Annotated in this window: 14 protein-coding genes; 11 read left to right on the top strand and 3 right to left on the bottom strand. The window is 67.8% G+C overall.

What is annotated here, in order from left to right; all coding sequences use genetic code 11:
* Window positions 1-99: 99 nt before the first annotated feature.
* From metH to ACLFMY_RS00870, 7 genes are all read left to right on the top strand, one after another.
* On the top strand, window positions 100-3795 hold the full coding sequence (metH, locus tag ACLFMY_RS00900; protein WP_410762625.1) for a methionine synthase: 3696 nt from the start codon (window positions 100-102) through the stop codon (window positions 3793-3795).
* Window positions 3796-3945: 150 nt separating this feature from the next.
* Window positions 3946-4725: a cell division protein ZapD gene (zapD, locus tag ACLFMY_RS00895; protein WP_410762624.1), complete on the top strand. Its 780-nt coding sequence runs from the start codon at window positions 3946-3948 to the stop codon at window positions 4723-4725.
* 55 nt (window positions 4726-4780) lie between these two features.
* Complete coding sequence (gene minC, locus ACLFMY_RS00890; protein ID WP_410762623.1) at window positions 4781-5575, top strand: septum site-determining protein MinC; 795 nt, start codon at window positions 4781-4783, stop codon at window positions 5573-5575.
* Window positions 5576-5715: 140 nt separating this feature from the next.
* The gene (gene minD / locus ACLFMY_RS00885) at window positions 5716-6531 is read left to right on the top strand and encodes a septum site-determining protein MinD (RefSeq protein ID WP_410762622.1); all 816 of its coding nucleotides are present in this window, start codon (window positions 5716-5718) and stop codon (window positions 6529-6531) included.
* Window positions 6532-6535: 4 nt separating this feature from the next.
* A complete protein-coding gene (minE, locus tag ACLFMY_RS00880; protein WP_410762621.1) occupies window positions 6536-6823 on the top strand; it encodes a cell division topological specificity factor MinE in 288 nt (95 codons plus the stop codon).
* A gap of 126 nt (window positions 6824-6949) precedes the next feature.
* Window positions 6950-7462: a YeeE/YedE family protein gene (locus ACLFMY_RS00875; RefSeq protein ID WP_410762620.1), complete on the top strand. Its 513-nt coding sequence runs from the start codon at window positions 6950-6952 to the stop codon at window positions 7460-7462.
* A 4-nt stretch (window positions 7463-7466) separates the two neighbouring features.
* Window positions 7467-7907, top strand: coding sequence for a DUF6691 family protein (locus tag ACLFMY_RS00870; RefSeq protein WP_410762619.1), 441 nt, complete (start codon window positions 7467-7469; stop codon window positions 7905-7907).
* Window positions 7908-7935: 28 nt separating this feature from the next.
* On the opposite strand, the gene ACLFMY_RS00865 is transcribed toward ACLFMY_RS00870, so the two are convergent.
* The gene (locus ACLFMY_RS00865; protein ID WP_410762618.1) at window positions 7936-8619 is read right to left on the bottom strand and encodes a glutathione S-transferase family protein; all 684 of its coding nucleotides are present in this window, start codon (window positions 8617-8619) and stop codon (window positions 7936-7938) included.
* Between the two features lie 54 nt (window positions 8620-8673).
* Between ACLFMY_RS00865 and ACLFMY_RS00860 the strand changes: the two genes are divergently transcribed.
* The 3 genes from ACLFMY_RS00860 (at window position 8674) to ACLFMY_RS00850 (ending at window position 10155) form a co-directional block, all read left to right on the top strand.
* Window positions 8674-9153, top strand: a complete 480-nt coding sequence (locus tag ACLFMY_RS00860) for an RNA-binding S4 domain-containing protein (RefSeq protein WP_410762617.1) — start codon at window positions 8674-8676, stop codon at window positions 9151-9153.
* 74 nt (window positions 9154-9227) lie between these two features.
* Window positions 9228-9830, top strand: a complete 603-nt coding sequence (locus tag ACLFMY_RS00855) for a nitroreductase family protein (protein ID WP_410762616.1) — start codon at window positions 9228-9230, stop codon at window positions 9828-9830.
* A 112-nt stretch (window positions 9831-9942) separates the two neighbouring features.
* The gene (locus tag ACLFMY_RS00850) at window positions 9943-10155 is read left to right on the top strand and encodes a hypothetical protein (protein ID WP_410762615.1); all 213 of its coding nucleotides are present in this window, start codon (window positions 9943-9945) and stop codon (window positions 10153-10155) included.
* A gap of 56 nt (window positions 10156-10211) precedes the next feature.
* On the opposite strand, the gene mltF is transcribed toward ACLFMY_RS00850, so the two are convergent.
* On the bottom strand, window positions 10212-11606 hold the full coding sequence (gene mltF / locus ACLFMY_RS00845; protein ID WP_410762652.1) for a membrane-bound lytic murein transglycosylase MltF: 1395 nt from the start codon (window positions 11604-11606) through the stop codon (window positions 10212-10214).
* 178 nt (window positions 11607-11784) lie between these two features.
* On the opposite strand from mltF, the gene ACLFMY_RS00840 reads away from it, so the two are divergent.
* On the top strand, window positions 11785-13050 hold the full coding sequence (locus ACLFMY_RS00840; protein WP_410762614.1) for an APC family permease: 1266 nt from the start codon (window positions 11785-11787) through the stop codon (window positions 13048-13050).
* Between the two features lie 47 nt (window positions 13051-13097).
* Here ACLFMY_RS00840 and ACLFMY_RS00835 read toward each other — a convergent pair.
* Window positions 13098-15653, bottom strand: a 2556-nt coding sequence (locus tag ACLFMY_RS00835; RefSeq protein WP_410762613.1) for a putative bifunctional diguanylate cyclase/phosphodiesterase, incomplete at its 5' end; no start/stop codon positions are given.

Below are 15653 nucleotides of genomic sequence, written 5' to 3'. Positions count from 1 at the left end.
GCTTCTTGCACCCTTACCCATTCACGGCCAGCCGGACACCGCTTCCGGGGCACCCTGCCATGACCGGCGGGGCACCGAGACCAGGACGCCTTGTCGCCCATGAAATCGATTGACCAGGACCACCCCGTCTTCGAGCAGCTCCGCGGACTGATGCGCGAACGCATCCTCGTGCTCGACGGCGCGATGGGCACGATGATCCAGAACGCGAAGCTCGAGGAGGCCGACTTCCGCGGCGAGCGCTTCGCCGACTGGCCGGTGGACCTCAAGGGCAACAACGACCTGCTGGTGCTGACCCGCCCGGACGTGATCGAGGACATCCACCGCCAGTACCTCGACGCCGGCGCGGACATCATCGAGGCGAACACCTTCTCGGCCACGCGCATCGCGATGGCCGACTACCGGATGGAGGAGCTCTCGCGGGAGATCAACGTCGTCGCCGCCGAGATCGCCCGCCGGGCCGCCGACGCCAAGACCGCCGAGACGCCCGATCGGCCGCGCTTCGTCGCCGGCATCCTCGGCCCCACCAACCGCACCGCCTCGATCTCCCCGGACGTCAACGACCCCGGCTACCGCAACACGAGCTTCGACGAGCTGGTCGAGGCCTACCGCGAATCGGCCGAAGGTCTGCTCGAGGGCGGCGTCGACATCTTCCTGATCGAGACCATCTTCGACACGCTCAACGCCAAGGCGGCGGTGTTCGCGCTCGAGGAGCTGTTCGCCGACCGTGGCCAGCGCTGGCCGGTGATGATCTCCGGGACGATCACCGACGCCTCCGGGCGCACGCTTTCGGGGCAGACCACCGAGGCGTTCTACAACTCCCTGCGCCACGCCCGGCCGCTCTCGATCGGCCTGAACTGCGCGCTCGGCCCGGACCTGCTGCGCCAGTACGTCGCCGAGCTGGCACGGATCAGCGAGTACCCGGTCTCGGTGCACCCCAATGCCGGGCTGCCCAACGAGCTGGGCGAGTACGAGCTCGAGGCCGACCCGATGGCCGAGTCGATCGGCGAATGGGCCACCTCGGGGCTGATCAACATCGTCGGCGGCTGCTGCGGGACCACCCCGGCGCACACCGCCGAGATGGCCCGCCGGGTCGAGGGTGTCACGCCGCGCAAGCCCAGGACACCGGAAGTCGCCTGCCGCCTGTCGGGACTCGAGCCGTTCAACATCACCGCCGACTCGCTGTTCGTCAACGTCGGCGAGCGCACCAACGTCACCGGCTCGGCGCGCTTTCGCCGCCTGATCAAGGAAGGCGATTTCGATGCCGCGCTGGACGTCGCCCGCCAGCAGGTGGACAACGGCGCGCAGATCATCGACGTCAACATGGACGAGGGCCTGATCGACGGCGTCGAGGCGATGCAGCGCTTCCTGAATCTCGTCGCCGCCGAGCCGGACATCTCGCGGGTGCCGATCATGATCGACTCCTCGAAGTTCGAGGTGATCGAGGCGGGCCTCAAGTGCGTCCAGGGCAAGGCGGTGGTCAACTCCATCTCGCTCAAGGAGGGCGAGGACGCCTTCCTCGAGCATGCGCGCACCGTCCAGCGTTACGGCGCCGCGGCCGTGGTGATGCTCTTCGACGAGAAGGGCCAGGCCGACAGCCTCGAACGCCGCCGCGAGATCGCCCAGCGGGCCTACGACCTGCTGACCGAGATCGGCTTCCCGCCCGAGGACATCATCTTCGATCCCAACATCTTCGCCATCGCCACGGGCATCGAGGAGCACAACAACTACGCGGTCGACTTCATCGAGGGCACGCGCTGGATCAAGGAAAACCTGCCGCACGCGCTGGTTTCCGGCGGGGTATCGAACGTCTCGTTCTCGTTCCGCGGCAACGAGGCGGTGCGCGAGGCCATCCACAGCGTCTTCCTCTACCACGCCACCCGGGCGGGCATGGACATGGGCATCGTCAACGCCGGCCAGCTCACGGTGGTCGACGAGATCCCCGACGAGCTGCGCGAGGCGGTCGAGGACATCGTCCTCAACCGGCGAGATGACGCCACCGATCGCATGCTGGAGATCGCCGACCGCTACCGCGACTCCGGCGGCGAGAAGTCCAGCGGGCCGGACCTCGCCTGGCGCGAGTGGCCGGTGGAAAAACGACTCGAGCACTCGCTGGTCAAGGGCATCGACGAGTACGTGATCGAGGACACCGAGGCCGCCCGCCTCAACGCCGAGCGCCCCCTGCACGTGATCGAGGGGCCGCTGATGGACGGCATGAACGTCGTCGGCGACCTGTTCGGTGCCGGCAAGATGTTCCTGCCGCAGGTGGTCAAGTCCGCCCGGGTGATGAAGAAGGCCGTCGCCCACCTGCTGCCGTTCATGGAGGAAGAGGCCTGCCAGGCGCAGTCGGCGGGCAAGGTCGTCATGGCCACGGTCAAGGGCGACGTCCACGACATCGGCAAGAACATCGTCGGCGTGGTGCTCCAGTGCAACGGCTTCGAGATCGTCGATCTCGGCGTGATGGTGCCGGCGCAGAAGATCCTCGACACCGCCCGCGAGGAGAACGCCGACCTGATCGGCCTGTCCGGGCTGATCACCCCGTCTCTCGAGGAGATGGTCAACGTCGCCGCCGAGATGCAGCGCCAGGGCTTCGACATCCCGCTGATGATTGGCGGGGCCACCACTTCCAAGCTGCACACGGGGCTCAAGATCAATCCCGTCTACGATCACCCGGTGGTCCACGTGCTCGACGCCTCGCGCGCGGTGGGTGTGGCGAGCAAGCTGCTGGGCGCGAACAAGGCGGCCTTCGTCGAGGAGATCGAGAGCGAGTACGCTCGGGTGGTCGAGCGCCGGCAGGCCAACCAGAAGGAATCCAAGCGGGTCTCGATCGAGACCGCGCGCGACAACCGCCAGCGGGTCTCCTTCGACGAATACACGCCGGTCGCCCCGAGGGAGCCGGGCGTGCACACCCTGGAGGACTACCCGCTCGGCGAACTGGTCGAACGCATCGACTGGACGCCCTTCTTCCAGAGCTGGCAGCTGTTCGGCAAGTACCCGAAGATCCTCGACGACGAGAAGGTCGGCACCGAGGCGAAGAAGCTCTTCGACGACGCGCAGGCCATGCTCAGGCAGATCGTCGACGAGAAGTGGCTGACCGCCAATGCCGTCTACGGCTTCTGGCCGGCCGCCTCGATCGACGACGACATCCGCGTGTTCGTCGACGAGAAGCGCCAGGGCGTGCGCACGACCCTGCACCACATCCGCCAGCAGATGCCGCGCCCGGCGGGCAAGCCCAACCAGTGCCTGGCGGACTTCGTCGCGCCCACCGGCACGAAGATCAAGGACTGGATCGGCGGGTTCGCGGTGACCACCGGCATCGGCATCGAGGAGCACGTCCGGCGCTTCGAGGAGGCGAACGACGACTACCACGCGATCCTGCTGCAGTCGCTGGCCGACCGGCTGGCCGAGGCCTTCGCCGAGCGCCTGCACGAGCGGGTGCGCAAGGAATTCTGGGGCTACGCGCCCGACGAGCGGCTTTCCAACGACGAGCTGATCGCCGAGAAGTACCAGGGCATCCGCCCGGCGCCGGGTTATCCCGCTTGCCCGGATCACACGGAAAAGGGCCTGCTCTGGGAACTCCTGGAGCCCGATCGTGTCGGAATCAGCCTGACCGACTCGTATGCCATGTACCCTGGCGCGGCGGTGTCCGGCTGGTACTTCGCCCACCCCGAGGCGCGCTATTTCGGCGTCGGCCGCATCGGGCAGGATCAGGTCGAGGACTACGCCCGGCGCAAGGGCTGGACGCGCAAGGAAGCCGAGCGCTGGCTGGCGCCGATCCTGGGATACGAGCCGGACTGAGGCACGGAACGGCCCCGGCAACGCGGGCAGTTGTGTTATCGCGCCGCCGGATCGAGAATGACGGACAGGGCTCCCGCCGGTTCGGGCCTGCCGGGTCGTCCCGGCGTTTCCCCGCAGTGGCGGGCCACAATCGAACCACATCGGCATCCAATGGATCGGAACGCACCCCTCAAAATCTTCGAGCAACCGCTGAACGAGCGTATCCGGGCCTGCCTGCGGCTGGACCACCTGTTCGCGCGGATCGACCACCACCTGGAGAGCGCGTCGCGCAACGACACGCTGTGCACGGTCCTGCTCCTGCTGGAAGCGGCCGACGTGCTCTCGCGCATCGATATCAAGCGCGAGCTGATCAAGGAGCTCGAGCGCCAGCAGGGCCGGCTGATGAACATGGGCAACGCGCCCGGCGTCGACCGGGGGAAACTCGATGCCCTGCTCGCGCAACAGAACGACCTGATCCGGGCCCTGCACGGCTACCACGCCCAGCCCGGCGCCCACCTCAAGAGCCACGAACTGCTCAACGCCGTGCGCCAGCGGGCCTCGATTCCCGGGGCGCTGTGCGAGTTCGACATCCCCGGGCTGCACTACTGGCTGGGGCTTCCCGAGGAGCAGCGCCGCGAGGACCTGGACACCTGGCTTGCGCCCTTCGGCGACATCCGCGCGGCCAACGAACTGGTGATCAGCCTGATCCGCAACAGCGTCGACACCATGTCCGTGACCGCCGACGAAGGCTTCCTCCAGCAGAGCATCGAGAGCGCCACGCCCTACCAGTTGCTGCGCGTGATGATCGAGGACGATGCCGACCTCTATCCCGAGATCAGCGCGGGCAAGCACCGCTTCACGGTCCGCTTCATGACCCTCGACCGCCAGACCGGCCACCCCCGCCAGGTCCAGGAGGACATCGAGTTCCGCCTGGCCCTGTGCCGACTGTGACCGGCGGGCAGCACGAGACACCACACAACGCTCAGGACGACCACCAGGCCACGACATGACGTTCTCCCCCAGGAAAGCAGGCAAGGGGCCAGCCCCGGCCCTCGAGATCGACCGGAACCCGCTGGACGTGATCCACGTCCGCCTGTTCGAGACCCACTTGCTGAAGCTGACCCGCAGCCTCAGCGAGCGCTTCGGCAACCCCGGGGTCAACGACGAACGGTCCCCCTGCGTGATCGACCTCGCCGCGATCCAGGAGAGCGGCAAGTGGATCGACTTCCCGGCCCTGGTCAGCCTGCTGCGCAACTACCGCCTGGAGCCGGTCGGCGTCGTCCACGGCAACGAGCAGCAGCAGGCACAGGCCCGCGGCGCCGAGCTGCCGGTCTTCGATGCGCCGGCGGAGCACCCGGACCGTCCCGCGCGTGCCGAGGCGCCGGAGCCGGTGGAAGCGCCCCCCGCCGCCCCCGCCGAGCCCGAGGAAACCGCGCCGCCGGTGGCGAACGCCACCCCCGGCGGCGCGGTGGGCCCGATGGTGCTGCGCCACCCGGTGCGCTCGGGCACCGAGCTCTACGCCCACGGGCAGGACATGGTGGTGATGAACACCGTCGGTGCCGGCGCCCGCGTGGTGGCCGACGGCTCGATCTACATCCACGGCACGCTCAAGGGCACGGCGGCAGCCGGGGCCGGGGGCCTGGCCTCGGCGCGCATCTTCTGCGAACAGTTCGAGCCGGAGATCATCGCCATCTGCGGGACGTTTCTCGACGGCGAGCAGCTCGCCCGTCATCCCGCCTGGGGCAAGCGTGTGGTGGTCGAACTGGAAAACGGCCAGCTGGTCGTCCACGCGTTCGACTGATCACGCAGCGCGCCGGTAGGATAACCGGGCGCCTTGTGGCAAAGTTCGGGGAGGTCGAGAACGCAGTCGACACCCGTCACGGCGACGTTCGGCGCACCCGAACGACCGTCAATCTTCATCGCGATTAGGGAGTGGAATTCGTGTCCAAGATCCTGGTGGTAACTTCCGGCAAGGGCGGCGTTGGCAAGACGACGACCAGCGCCGCCATTTCGAGCGGTCTGGCCATGGCCGGCAAGAAGACCGTCGTCATCGATTTCGACGTCGGCCTGCGCAACCTCGACCTGATCATGGGGGTCGAGCGACGCGTCGTCTACGACCTGGTCAACGTGATCCAGGGCGACGCCGCACTCAACCAGGGGCTGATCCGCCACAAGGAGGTGGACAACCTCTACGTCCTACCCGCCTCCCAGACCAAGGACAAGGACGCCCTGACCGAGGAAGGCGTCGGCAAGGTGCTCGACGAGCTGCGCGAGGAAGGCTTCGAGTACATCGTCTGCGACTCGCCCGCGGGTATCGAGCGCGGCGCGCAGCTGGCGATGTACTACGCCGACGAGGCGATCGTGGTCTCGAACCCCGAGATCTCCTCGGTCCGGGATTCCGACCGCATGCTCGGCATCCTGGCGAGCAAGTCCCGCCGTGCGAAGGAAGGCGAGACCGCGATCAAGGAGCACCTGCTGATCACCCGCTACGCGCCCGACCGCGTCGGCACCGGCGAGATGCTCTCGGTCGAGGATATGCTGGAGATCCTGGCCGTGCCGCTGCTGGGCGTGATCCCGGAGTCCAACGCCGTGCTGCAGGCCTCCAATGCCGGCCGGCCGGTGATTCTCGACGAGAACACCGACGCCGGGCAGGCCTACCAGGACGCCGTCGCCCGCCTTCTGGGCGAGGAGCGCCCGATGCGATTCATCGAGACCGAGAAGAAATCCTTCCTGGGTCGCCTGTTCAGCCGGAGCTAAGCCAATGGGACTGCTGGATATCTTTCGTTCACGTTCGCAGGAACCCTCGGCCAAGGTGGCCAAGGAGCGCCTGCAGATCCTGATCGCGCACGAACGCGCCCAGGGACAGCACGCCGCTCCGCACTATTTGCCGGAAATGCAGAAGGAGATCCTCGAGGTGATCCGCAAGTACGTCGACGTGGCGGACGACGCGGTAAAGTTCGAGGTGGAGCACAACGAGCAGTTCGAACTATTCGAGCTCAACATCACCCTCCCCGAAAAGGGCGAGCACGAGGCGCGCTCGGGCGACTGAGCCCCCGCCCCCTCCCTCCAGGGTATCGAGGCGAGGTAATGGGCATAGAAAAACATGTGTTAGCGCGGACAGGTCATCCTCGCTATGGTTGCCGTTCCCGATTGGACGAATGGTGACACCACCGCGATGCTCGACGCACTGACCAGCCTGCTCTCCCCCCTTCAGTCCCCGCTGTGGCCGGCGGTGCTGGTCGGCATCCTGATCGGCCTCTTGGCCTTTGCCCAGCGCTGGACCACGGACCAGCCCCTTTCCTGCTCGACCGGCTTCGCCCAGATCGCCGGCCTGCTCACCCCGGGTGGGTGTCAGGCCGACTGGCGACTGGTCTTCCTGATCGGCATCGTGCTCGGCGGACTGCTGGCCGGCCTGACCGACGGCGAGCCGGCCTGGCAGGGCACGCCGGCCGAGTTCGGCGCGTTCTACACCGCCCTGGTGCCCGAGTCGACCCTGGGTTCCACCGCCTGGTGGCTGGCCGGCGGCCTGCTCATCGGCCTGGGCGCGCGCCTGGCCGGTGGCTGCACCTCCGGCCACACCATCGCCGGCGTGGCCATGGGAGCACCGGCCAGCCTGACTGCCTCGGCCATCTTCTTCGCCGTCGCGGTGATCGCCGCCCAACTGGCCGCCTGGCTTTTGGGGGTCTGAGGTCATGACCGGAACCAGAAACAATCTCACGTTCCTGCTCTTCGGCATCGGCTTCGGCTTTCTGCTCAGCCGCGCGGGTGCCACCAGCCCCGCCCTGATCAGCGACCTGCTGCTGTTCGACGACCTGCACCTGCTGTGGGTGATCACCTCGGCGGTCGCCGTGGGCGCCCTGCTGAGCTGGCTGGCCTGGCGCCTGAAGTGGTGCGCGCGGAACACCCGCCAGCCCATCTCCATCCGGCACAAGCCCTTCAAGCGCGGACTGGTGGTCGGCGCGGTGCTGTTCGGCATCGGCTGGGCGGTCACCGGTGTCTGCCCGGGCACGGCGCTGGCCATGCTCGGCGAAGGCAAGTGGTTTGCCGCCTGGGTGGGCGCCGGGATCGTGCTCGGCGCCGGGCTGGGCTCGGCCATCAACCGCCGCCTGACGGGGTCGGCCGACGGTAGCTGAAGCCCGTCGGACGGCCGTTTCCGGGCTTTTAGCCCGGCTCGCCGGATTCTCCGGTGAGGTATTGCTGTGCGTACCAGCCGTTCTGCTTGCGCAGGGCTTCCGGGAACAGCGTCTCGAAACCCTCGGGCAGGGAACGCTGGACCACCGGCTCGGAGGTCAGGCGCTCACCCCAGCGGGTTGTCGCCGGGTAGTCGCTCCAGTCGAGCAGCGCCTGCGGCAACTGGAACAGGCGCTGGAACAGCGGCGCGAACGAGGTGTCGACCAGCGACAGGCTGCTGCCGGAGAAGAACGGCAGCGGCGGGTAGTTGCCAAGGTGGCGTTCGATGTGGCGGAACAGTCGCTCGAGCTCGTTGCGCTTGGATTCGCTGGCTTCCTGCGTCGGGGCGGTGATGGCGCCGTACATGGCGAAGATGGCCGCCGAACCCATCTCGATCCAGGCACGCTGCTGGGCCCGCTCGAGGGCGTTGGCCGACAGCATCCGCTCGCCGAAGGACTCGTCCAGGAATTCGTTGATCACCGCCGACTCGAACAGCACCGTGTCGTCGACCTTCAGCACCGGCACCTTGCCCAGCGGCGAGATGTCGCGGAACCACTCCGGGGGGTCGTCGAGCTGGATGAAGGTCGTGTCGAACGGGACCTCCTTGTGCAGCAGGGTGATCACGGAGCGCTGTACGAAGGGACAGAGCTTGAAGCTGATCAGTTCGAGTTGCATGATGCCTCCAGATGAAATGGGTCACGTGTGTCGCCCCATGCGGGGCCGCCACGCGTGCCCGAAAGCTTAACGCACCTCGACCGGAACCTCAGCCCCGACCCCGTGAAAAAACGCGCTTCCAAATCCCCGGACAACCGTCGGACCGACACCGCGGGCGACAGCCAGCGGCTCGACACCTGGCTCTGGGCCGCACGCTTCTTCAAGACCCGGCAACTGGCCGCCGCCGCCATCGACGGCGGCAAGATCGAACTCGACGGCCAGACGGTGACCAAGCGGGGCAAGGCCGTCCGGGTCGGTGACCGCCTGGTCATCGGCAAGGCCGGCGTGCGCTTCGTCGTCGATGTCGAGGCACTCAACCCCAGGCGCGGACCGGCCAGCGAGGCCGAACGCATGTACCGGGAAACCCCCGAGAGCATCGAGAAGCGTCGGCTGGTGTCCGAGCAGCGCCGCGCCGAGCGCGAGCTCAACCCCCACCACAAGCCCGCCAAGCAGGCACGCGCCCTACTCCGCGCCCTGCGCGGCAAGTCCTTCTGACCTTCTCCCCTGCGCCACGGGCGATGACCGCCTAAACTCCCGGTCTCGATGCACTTCAACCGGGAGGTAGTCGCATGCAAGTCTCCGAGGCCATCGAGAGCCGGCGTTCCGTCAAGGCATTCGATCCCGATCACCGCCTGAGCGAAGCGGAGCAGAACCGGCTGATCGAACTGGCCATGAAGTCGCCCACGGCCTTCAACCTGCAGCACTGGCGCTTCGTCGTGGTCCGGGATCCCGAGCGGCGGCAGCAGATCCGCGAGCTGGCCTGGGACCAGGCCCAGGTGACCGATGCCTCGATGCTGGTGATCCTCTGCGGACGCCGCGATGTCTGGAGACACGATGCCGAACGCGTCTGGCGGGACGCCCCGCCGGATGTCCGCGAGATGATGGCCGGCGCGATCGACGCCTACTACCGGGACCGCCCCGAGGTCGAACGCGACGAGGTCATGCGCAGTTGCGGCATCGCCGGGCAGACCCTGATGCTCGCCGCCCGCGAAATGGGATTGGATTCCTGCCCCATGGACGGCTTCGATTTCGAGGCCGTCGGTCGACTGATCAATCTCCCCGAGGACCACCTGATCAGCTTTATGGTGGCGATCGGCAGGAAGGCCAAGGACGTCTGGTCGCGCCCCGGGCAACTCGAGCGCGACGAGGTCATGCGGGTCGACGGATTCTGAACTTGTCGACGCCGGGTGCCTCCAAGGGCCGGCAGTATCGATGCTGCCGTTCAATTTTCGACTCCGACACTCATTGGCCGGTAGTTTCCGGCACGACCCAGGAGGACAGACGATGAAAGCACGCAATGCACTGATCGCACTGATGATGGCCACGGGCCTCACGATCGCCGGCTGCGGCGAGGAAGAGGGTCCGGCCGAGGAAGCCGGCGAGCAGATCGACGAGACCATGGAAGAATCTGGTGACGCCGCCGAGGAAACGACCGACGAGATCGGCGGCGAGGTCGAAGAGGGCGGTGACGAAGTCGAGGAAGAAACCGACAACTGATCGCCTGCCGATCCGAATCCGACAGCCCCGCGGGACCCGCGTCCCCGGGGCTGTTTTCATGGCAGCGCCCGCAGCAACTTGCCGCCCGGCCCCGACCCCGACTCGAACTCCCCGGCAATCACGTCGCGGTAGTTCCGGATGCGCTGGACGTACTGGACCGGCTCGTAGCCGCGCGCGTACCCGTGCTTGGTCTGCGGGTAGTAGCGCTCGTCGGCCTTGAGCGGGAGCACCTCGCGCATGTCCGCCCAGTCGTCCGGGTTCTTGCCGAGTCCCCGGGCGATCTGCCGGGCATCGAGCACGTGGGCGCGGCCGATGTTGTAGCTTGCCAGGGCCAGGTAGGTCCGGTCCGGTTCGGGGATGTCCTCCGGGAGCCGCTCGTGGCGATCGGCCAGGTAGCGGGCCCCGGCCTCGATGGACTCGGCCGGGTCCAGCCGGTTCTCCACGCCCAGCGACCGGGCGGTCGACTGCGTGAGCATCATCATCCCGCGCACGCCGGTGGGCGACGTCGCCTCGGGGTCCCAGTGCGACTCCTGGTAGGCCATCGCCGCCAGCAGGTCGGCGGGCATGCCCGTCAGCCGGGCCGCGTCCTCGAAGGCCCCCCGGTACTGTGGCAGACGCTCGTCCAGCCGGCGGTTGAGCGCCCGCCAGTCGACGAAATCGAACTCCCCGATGTGACCGTAGTAGCGATCCTGCATGCGCGACACGGCCGCCTCGCCTTTCCCGCCATGGCGCCAGGTTCGCATGGTCTCGGCCAGATCCCCGTGGCCCGGCGCCACGTACCAGCCGGTCTGCTGCTCCGGCCCCAGGTCCATGGCAATGTCCAGGTGCGGCCAGTGCCGGCGCAGGACCCGCACGATGTTCGAGTCCGCCACGGTGCAGCCGAGCTCGCGCTGCGCCACCCGGGTGAGCAGGACCTCGGTGCTCTGCACCGGTTCCTCGCGGAAACGCAGCCCCGGGTCCGAGGCAGCCAGCTCCCACAGCAGGCTCACGTAGCTCGAGTCGGCCGTGACCCGCAGATCGACGTCCGCCAGTTCCGTCGGTGAACGTGGCAGGGGGCGGTCCTCGCGATGGCAGACCACCTGCGGCACGACCCGGGTGTGGACCAGCCCCGGCTCGAGACGCGCGTCACGCTCCGGCAGGTGGGTCAGCCCGGCCGCGGCGAGGTGGGCCTGACCGTCTTCCAGCGCCCGGATCACCTCGGCGGTCGATTCGAGCACGCGCCAGTGAACCGTCCAGCCCTGCTCTTCGGCGAATGCCGTAACCAGGTCGTGCTCGGGCCCGCTCGGCTGGCCTTCCGCATCGAGGTACCACACGGTCCCGGCGTTGCGGGTGGCCACGACCAGCACCCCGGTCTCGTCGGGGGACTCGACGCCGGGGCCCGGGTCACGCTCACAGCCGGTGGAGACGAGGGCCAACGAGAAGATCAGCAGAGGAAGGAGAATTCGGCGCATGGAATCGTCGGTTCGGAATGTCACGGACAGCTTACCCCGGGAAGGGAGCGGGCACGACTGACCCCTGGCCGGCCGGGTTCGACGCATCCCGGGCAACCGGTTACCCTCCGGGGAGGGGTGGGCGGATCCTGGTCGCCCCGACCGCAGCGACCACCGGTACAGGACGGAGCATTCGAACATGCCAGACCGGGAACCCACGCCAACGGGCCTGCCCGCCCCCCGCGCGCCGGTGCTCCGCCGCGAGGTGGGGCCGGTCCTGCTGACGCTCTACGGGCTCGGCACCATCCTCGGGGCGGGCATCTACGTGGTCATCGGCGAAGTGGCCGGTGCGGCCGGCCTGCTCACCCCGTTCGCCTTCGTCCTCGCCGCGGTGGTCGCCTCGATCACGGCCCTATCCTTCAGCGAGCTGACCGCCCGCATCCCGGAGGCCGGCGGGCCGATCGACTACTCCCGGCAGGCGTTCGGGCGCCCCTGGCTGTCGTCCACCGTCGGCTGGGGGCTGGCGATCACCGGCATGGTCTCGGGGGCGACGATCCTCACCGGCTTCGAGCGCTATGCCTCGCTGTTCCTCGACATCCCCGCCGGGGTGACCATCGTCACCGTCACCCTGGTGCTGGGGGCGGTCGCGGTGGCGGGCATGCGCGAGAGCGCGTGGTTCATGGCGATCACCACACTGCTGGGAATCGGCGGACTCGGCTACGTGGTCTGGCTCGCCGCCCCCGACATGGCCGACGCCCCGGTCGCGCTCGCCGGCACGCTCGGCGGCCTGGAGACCGGGATGCTCGCCGGCCTGTTCCTCGGCGCGTTCCTCGCCTTCTATTCCTTCATCGGCTTCGAGGACATGGCGAACCTCGCCGAGGAGGTGCACGACGTGAAACGCAACCTGCCGCGGGCGATCATCGCCGCGGTGGTGATCTCGCTGGTGATCTACGCCCTGGTGGCGGTAGCCGCCACCAGCGTGCTCTCCCCGGACGACCTGGCACTCGCCCATGCCCCGCTGGTGGCCGTGGCGGAGGCCAAGGGGCACCCCGGGGTGCCACTGGGCCTGATCAGCCTGTTCATCATCGTCAACGGGGCGCTCGGGCAGATCATCATGGCCACGCGACTGATCATGGACATGGGCCGCGATCGTGCCGGTGCACCGGCCATCCTCGGGCGCGTCAACCCGGTCACGCACACGCCACTGATCGCCACCGTGGCCGTGACGACGGTGGTGCTGCTGCTCACCCTGTTCCTGCCGCTCAAGACACTGGCCAACATCACCAGCGCGATCATGCTGGCGATCTTCGTCGTGGTGAACGCCTCGCTGATCGTGCTCAAGCGCCGCGGCCAGCCCGAGGACGTGCCGGACGTGCCGCGATGGATACCCCGGCTGGGACTCGCGCTCTCGCTTTTCGCCCTGATCGTGCAGGGACTGTTCATCCTGTCCGTCGCCCTGCCCTGATCTCCCGGCCGACGGGCGGCCCGCTTCCCATCCCGGCGGGCTTCATCCTATCCGAGCAAGGTGGCCCGCAATCGCTCGCTCGACAGGGCGGGCGCAAAGAAATGGCCCTGGTGGATATCGACGCCGATCGAATCCAGGAAGGCCTGCTGCGCCTCGGTCTCCACTCCTTCGGCGATAATGGCCAACCCCAGCCGATCCGCCATGGCGACGACCGCCTCGACGATCGCCCGGTCATCCTCGCCCTCCGGCAGGCCGTCGATGAAGGACTTGTCGATCTTGAGCCGATCGATGGGCAGGTTCTTGAGGTAGCTCAGGGAGGAATAGCCGGTGCCGAAGTCATCGATGGCCAGGCCGATGCCCTGGGACTTGAGGGCATTGAGGGTCTCGATTGCCTCGCGCGGGTGGCGCATGAGCGCCGTCTCGGTCACTTCCAGCTCCAGGCAATTCGGCGCCAGTCCGGTCCGGGAAAGAATGGCATCCACCTCGGCGGGAAGCGCGGAATCGTGCAACTGGTTGGCCGAAAGATTCACCGATACGGTGATCGTCGGCAGCCCCTCCTCCTGCCAGACCCGGGCCTGCCGGCAGGCGGTCTCGAGCACCCAGCGCCCCAGCGAGGCAACCTGCCCGGTTTCCTCGGCCAGAGGGATGAACACGCCCGGGGAGACGCGACCGAGATCCGGATTGTCCCAGCGTATCAGGGCCTCGGCACCACAGACGCGGCCGGTTTTCCGGCACACCTGGGGCTGATAGTGGACGCTGAATTCGTCGCGCTCGAGCCCGCGACGCATGCGGGTTTCCAGCTCGAGCCGGTCGTAGGCCCGGCTGGTCAGGTCGGCCGAGTACACCGCGCGGGTCTCGCCGCCCTGCTCCTTGGCCCGGTACATGGCCGTCTCGGCGTTGCGCATCAGGGTCAGTCCGTCGTCGCCGTGCTGCGGGCGCATGGCCAGCCCGATGCTGGCACTGACGATCACTTCCCGGCCACCCACGTGTATCGGCTCGAGTATCGCCTCAAGCAGGCGATCGGCCAGCGCTTCGACGGCCTCGATATCCCGCTCGTCCTCGATGATCACGCCGAAGGTATCACCGCCGATGCGCGCGACGGTGGCATCCGTCTCCACGCCCTGCTCGATTCGCCCGGCCACCTGCATCAGCAGACGATCCCCGACCGGGTGTCCCATGGACTCGTTGATGGTCTTGAAGCGATCGAGCCCGACGAACAGCACCGCCACGCCCGTTCCGACACGGCGAGCATGTTCCACGGCGTGCTCGAGGCGGTCCTGGAAGACCGAACGATTCGCCAGCCCGGTGAGCGGGTCCTGCCGGGCGAGCCGTTCGAGTTCATCGCGCGTCGCGTGTATCTCGCTCATGTCCGAGAACACGCCCACGTAGTTCGTCAGTCGCCCGGCATCGTCACGGATGCTGCTGATGGTCAGCCACTCGGGGTAGATCTCACCGTTCTTGCGCCGGTTCCAGATCTCGCCCTGCCACTGGCCGGTCCGCTCGATGGCATCCCACATGGACCGATAGAAGGCGGCGTCCTGTCGCCCCGACTGGAGCAGGCGCGGATTGCACCCCAGTACCTCCTCGCGCGAATAGCCGGTCAGGCGGGTGAAGGCGCGATTGACATCGAGGATGCGCGCGTCCGAATCGGTCACCAGCATGCCCTCGTCGGAGCTGCCCATGGCCGCCGAGACCTGTGTCAGGCGCTGCTCGACCTCGCGGGCGCGGGTGATGTCGCGAAAGATGGTCACCGTGGCGGTGATCCGGCCGTCGAGTTCCAGGGGACTGCTGATCACGTCTACCGGGACGAGATGCCCCCGCCGGTGACGAAAATGCGCCCGATCGGTCGAATAGACCTTGCCGCGCAGGGGAATCTCGTGGAGCGCACAGCCGGTGCCCCCGCCCTCCAGTCCTTCGTCGGCATGGAACATCTCGTGGGCGTCACGCCCCACCAGTTCTCCACGGTCATAGCCGAGGATCCGCCCCGCGGCACGGTTGGCATACTCCACCCGCCCGGCGCGATCGAGCAGGTACAACCCCGCCCCCAGGTGCTCGGTGACCGAGCGCATCGCTTCGCGCGAGCGACGCCAGCGGTCATGGATGAGCAGGATGCCCAGTATCGCCAGGGTGCCTACCGTCCAGAAGATCGCCGAAAGGGCCACCACCTCGTCATGGCTGGAATCCGGCGTATAGGCCACCACGTAGCCGGCGTGACGCCCCTCGGCGTTGTCGACCGGCACGAAATTGACCGCCCAGGTGGCACCCGCCCCCCGGGCGAAAACCCCGAAGGCCGTCTGCTCCGCCATGCCCCGTTCCACACGGCCATCGCCGGCAAGCTCACGATTCAGCCGCTCGACAAGATCGGGATCCGACGGCGCATCGGGTTGGCCGACCAGGGAGGAGCGCGGATCCTCGATCAGGTAGTCCAGGTCGAGTCCGGCCGGCATGAACAGCGTCTCGAAGTCCTCAAACAGTCGGGTCTCCACCAGCTCGCGCCGGACGATGAACTGGTAGTGCGTACCCTCGACCGCGGCCACGCGCTCCATTTCGCGACGAATGGCGGCAAACGAGATACTGAATTCGATCACACCCAGCACCTGATC

Source organism: Guyparkeria sp. (genome assembly GCF_046545975.1).
Taxonomy (GTDB): domain Bacteria; phylum Pseudomonadota; class Gammaproteobacteria; order Halothiobacillales; family Halothiobacillaceae; genus Guyparkeria.
The sequence above is the reverse complement of the archived record's forward strand: the minus strand, read 5'-3'. Positions and strand labels throughout refer to the sequence as shown.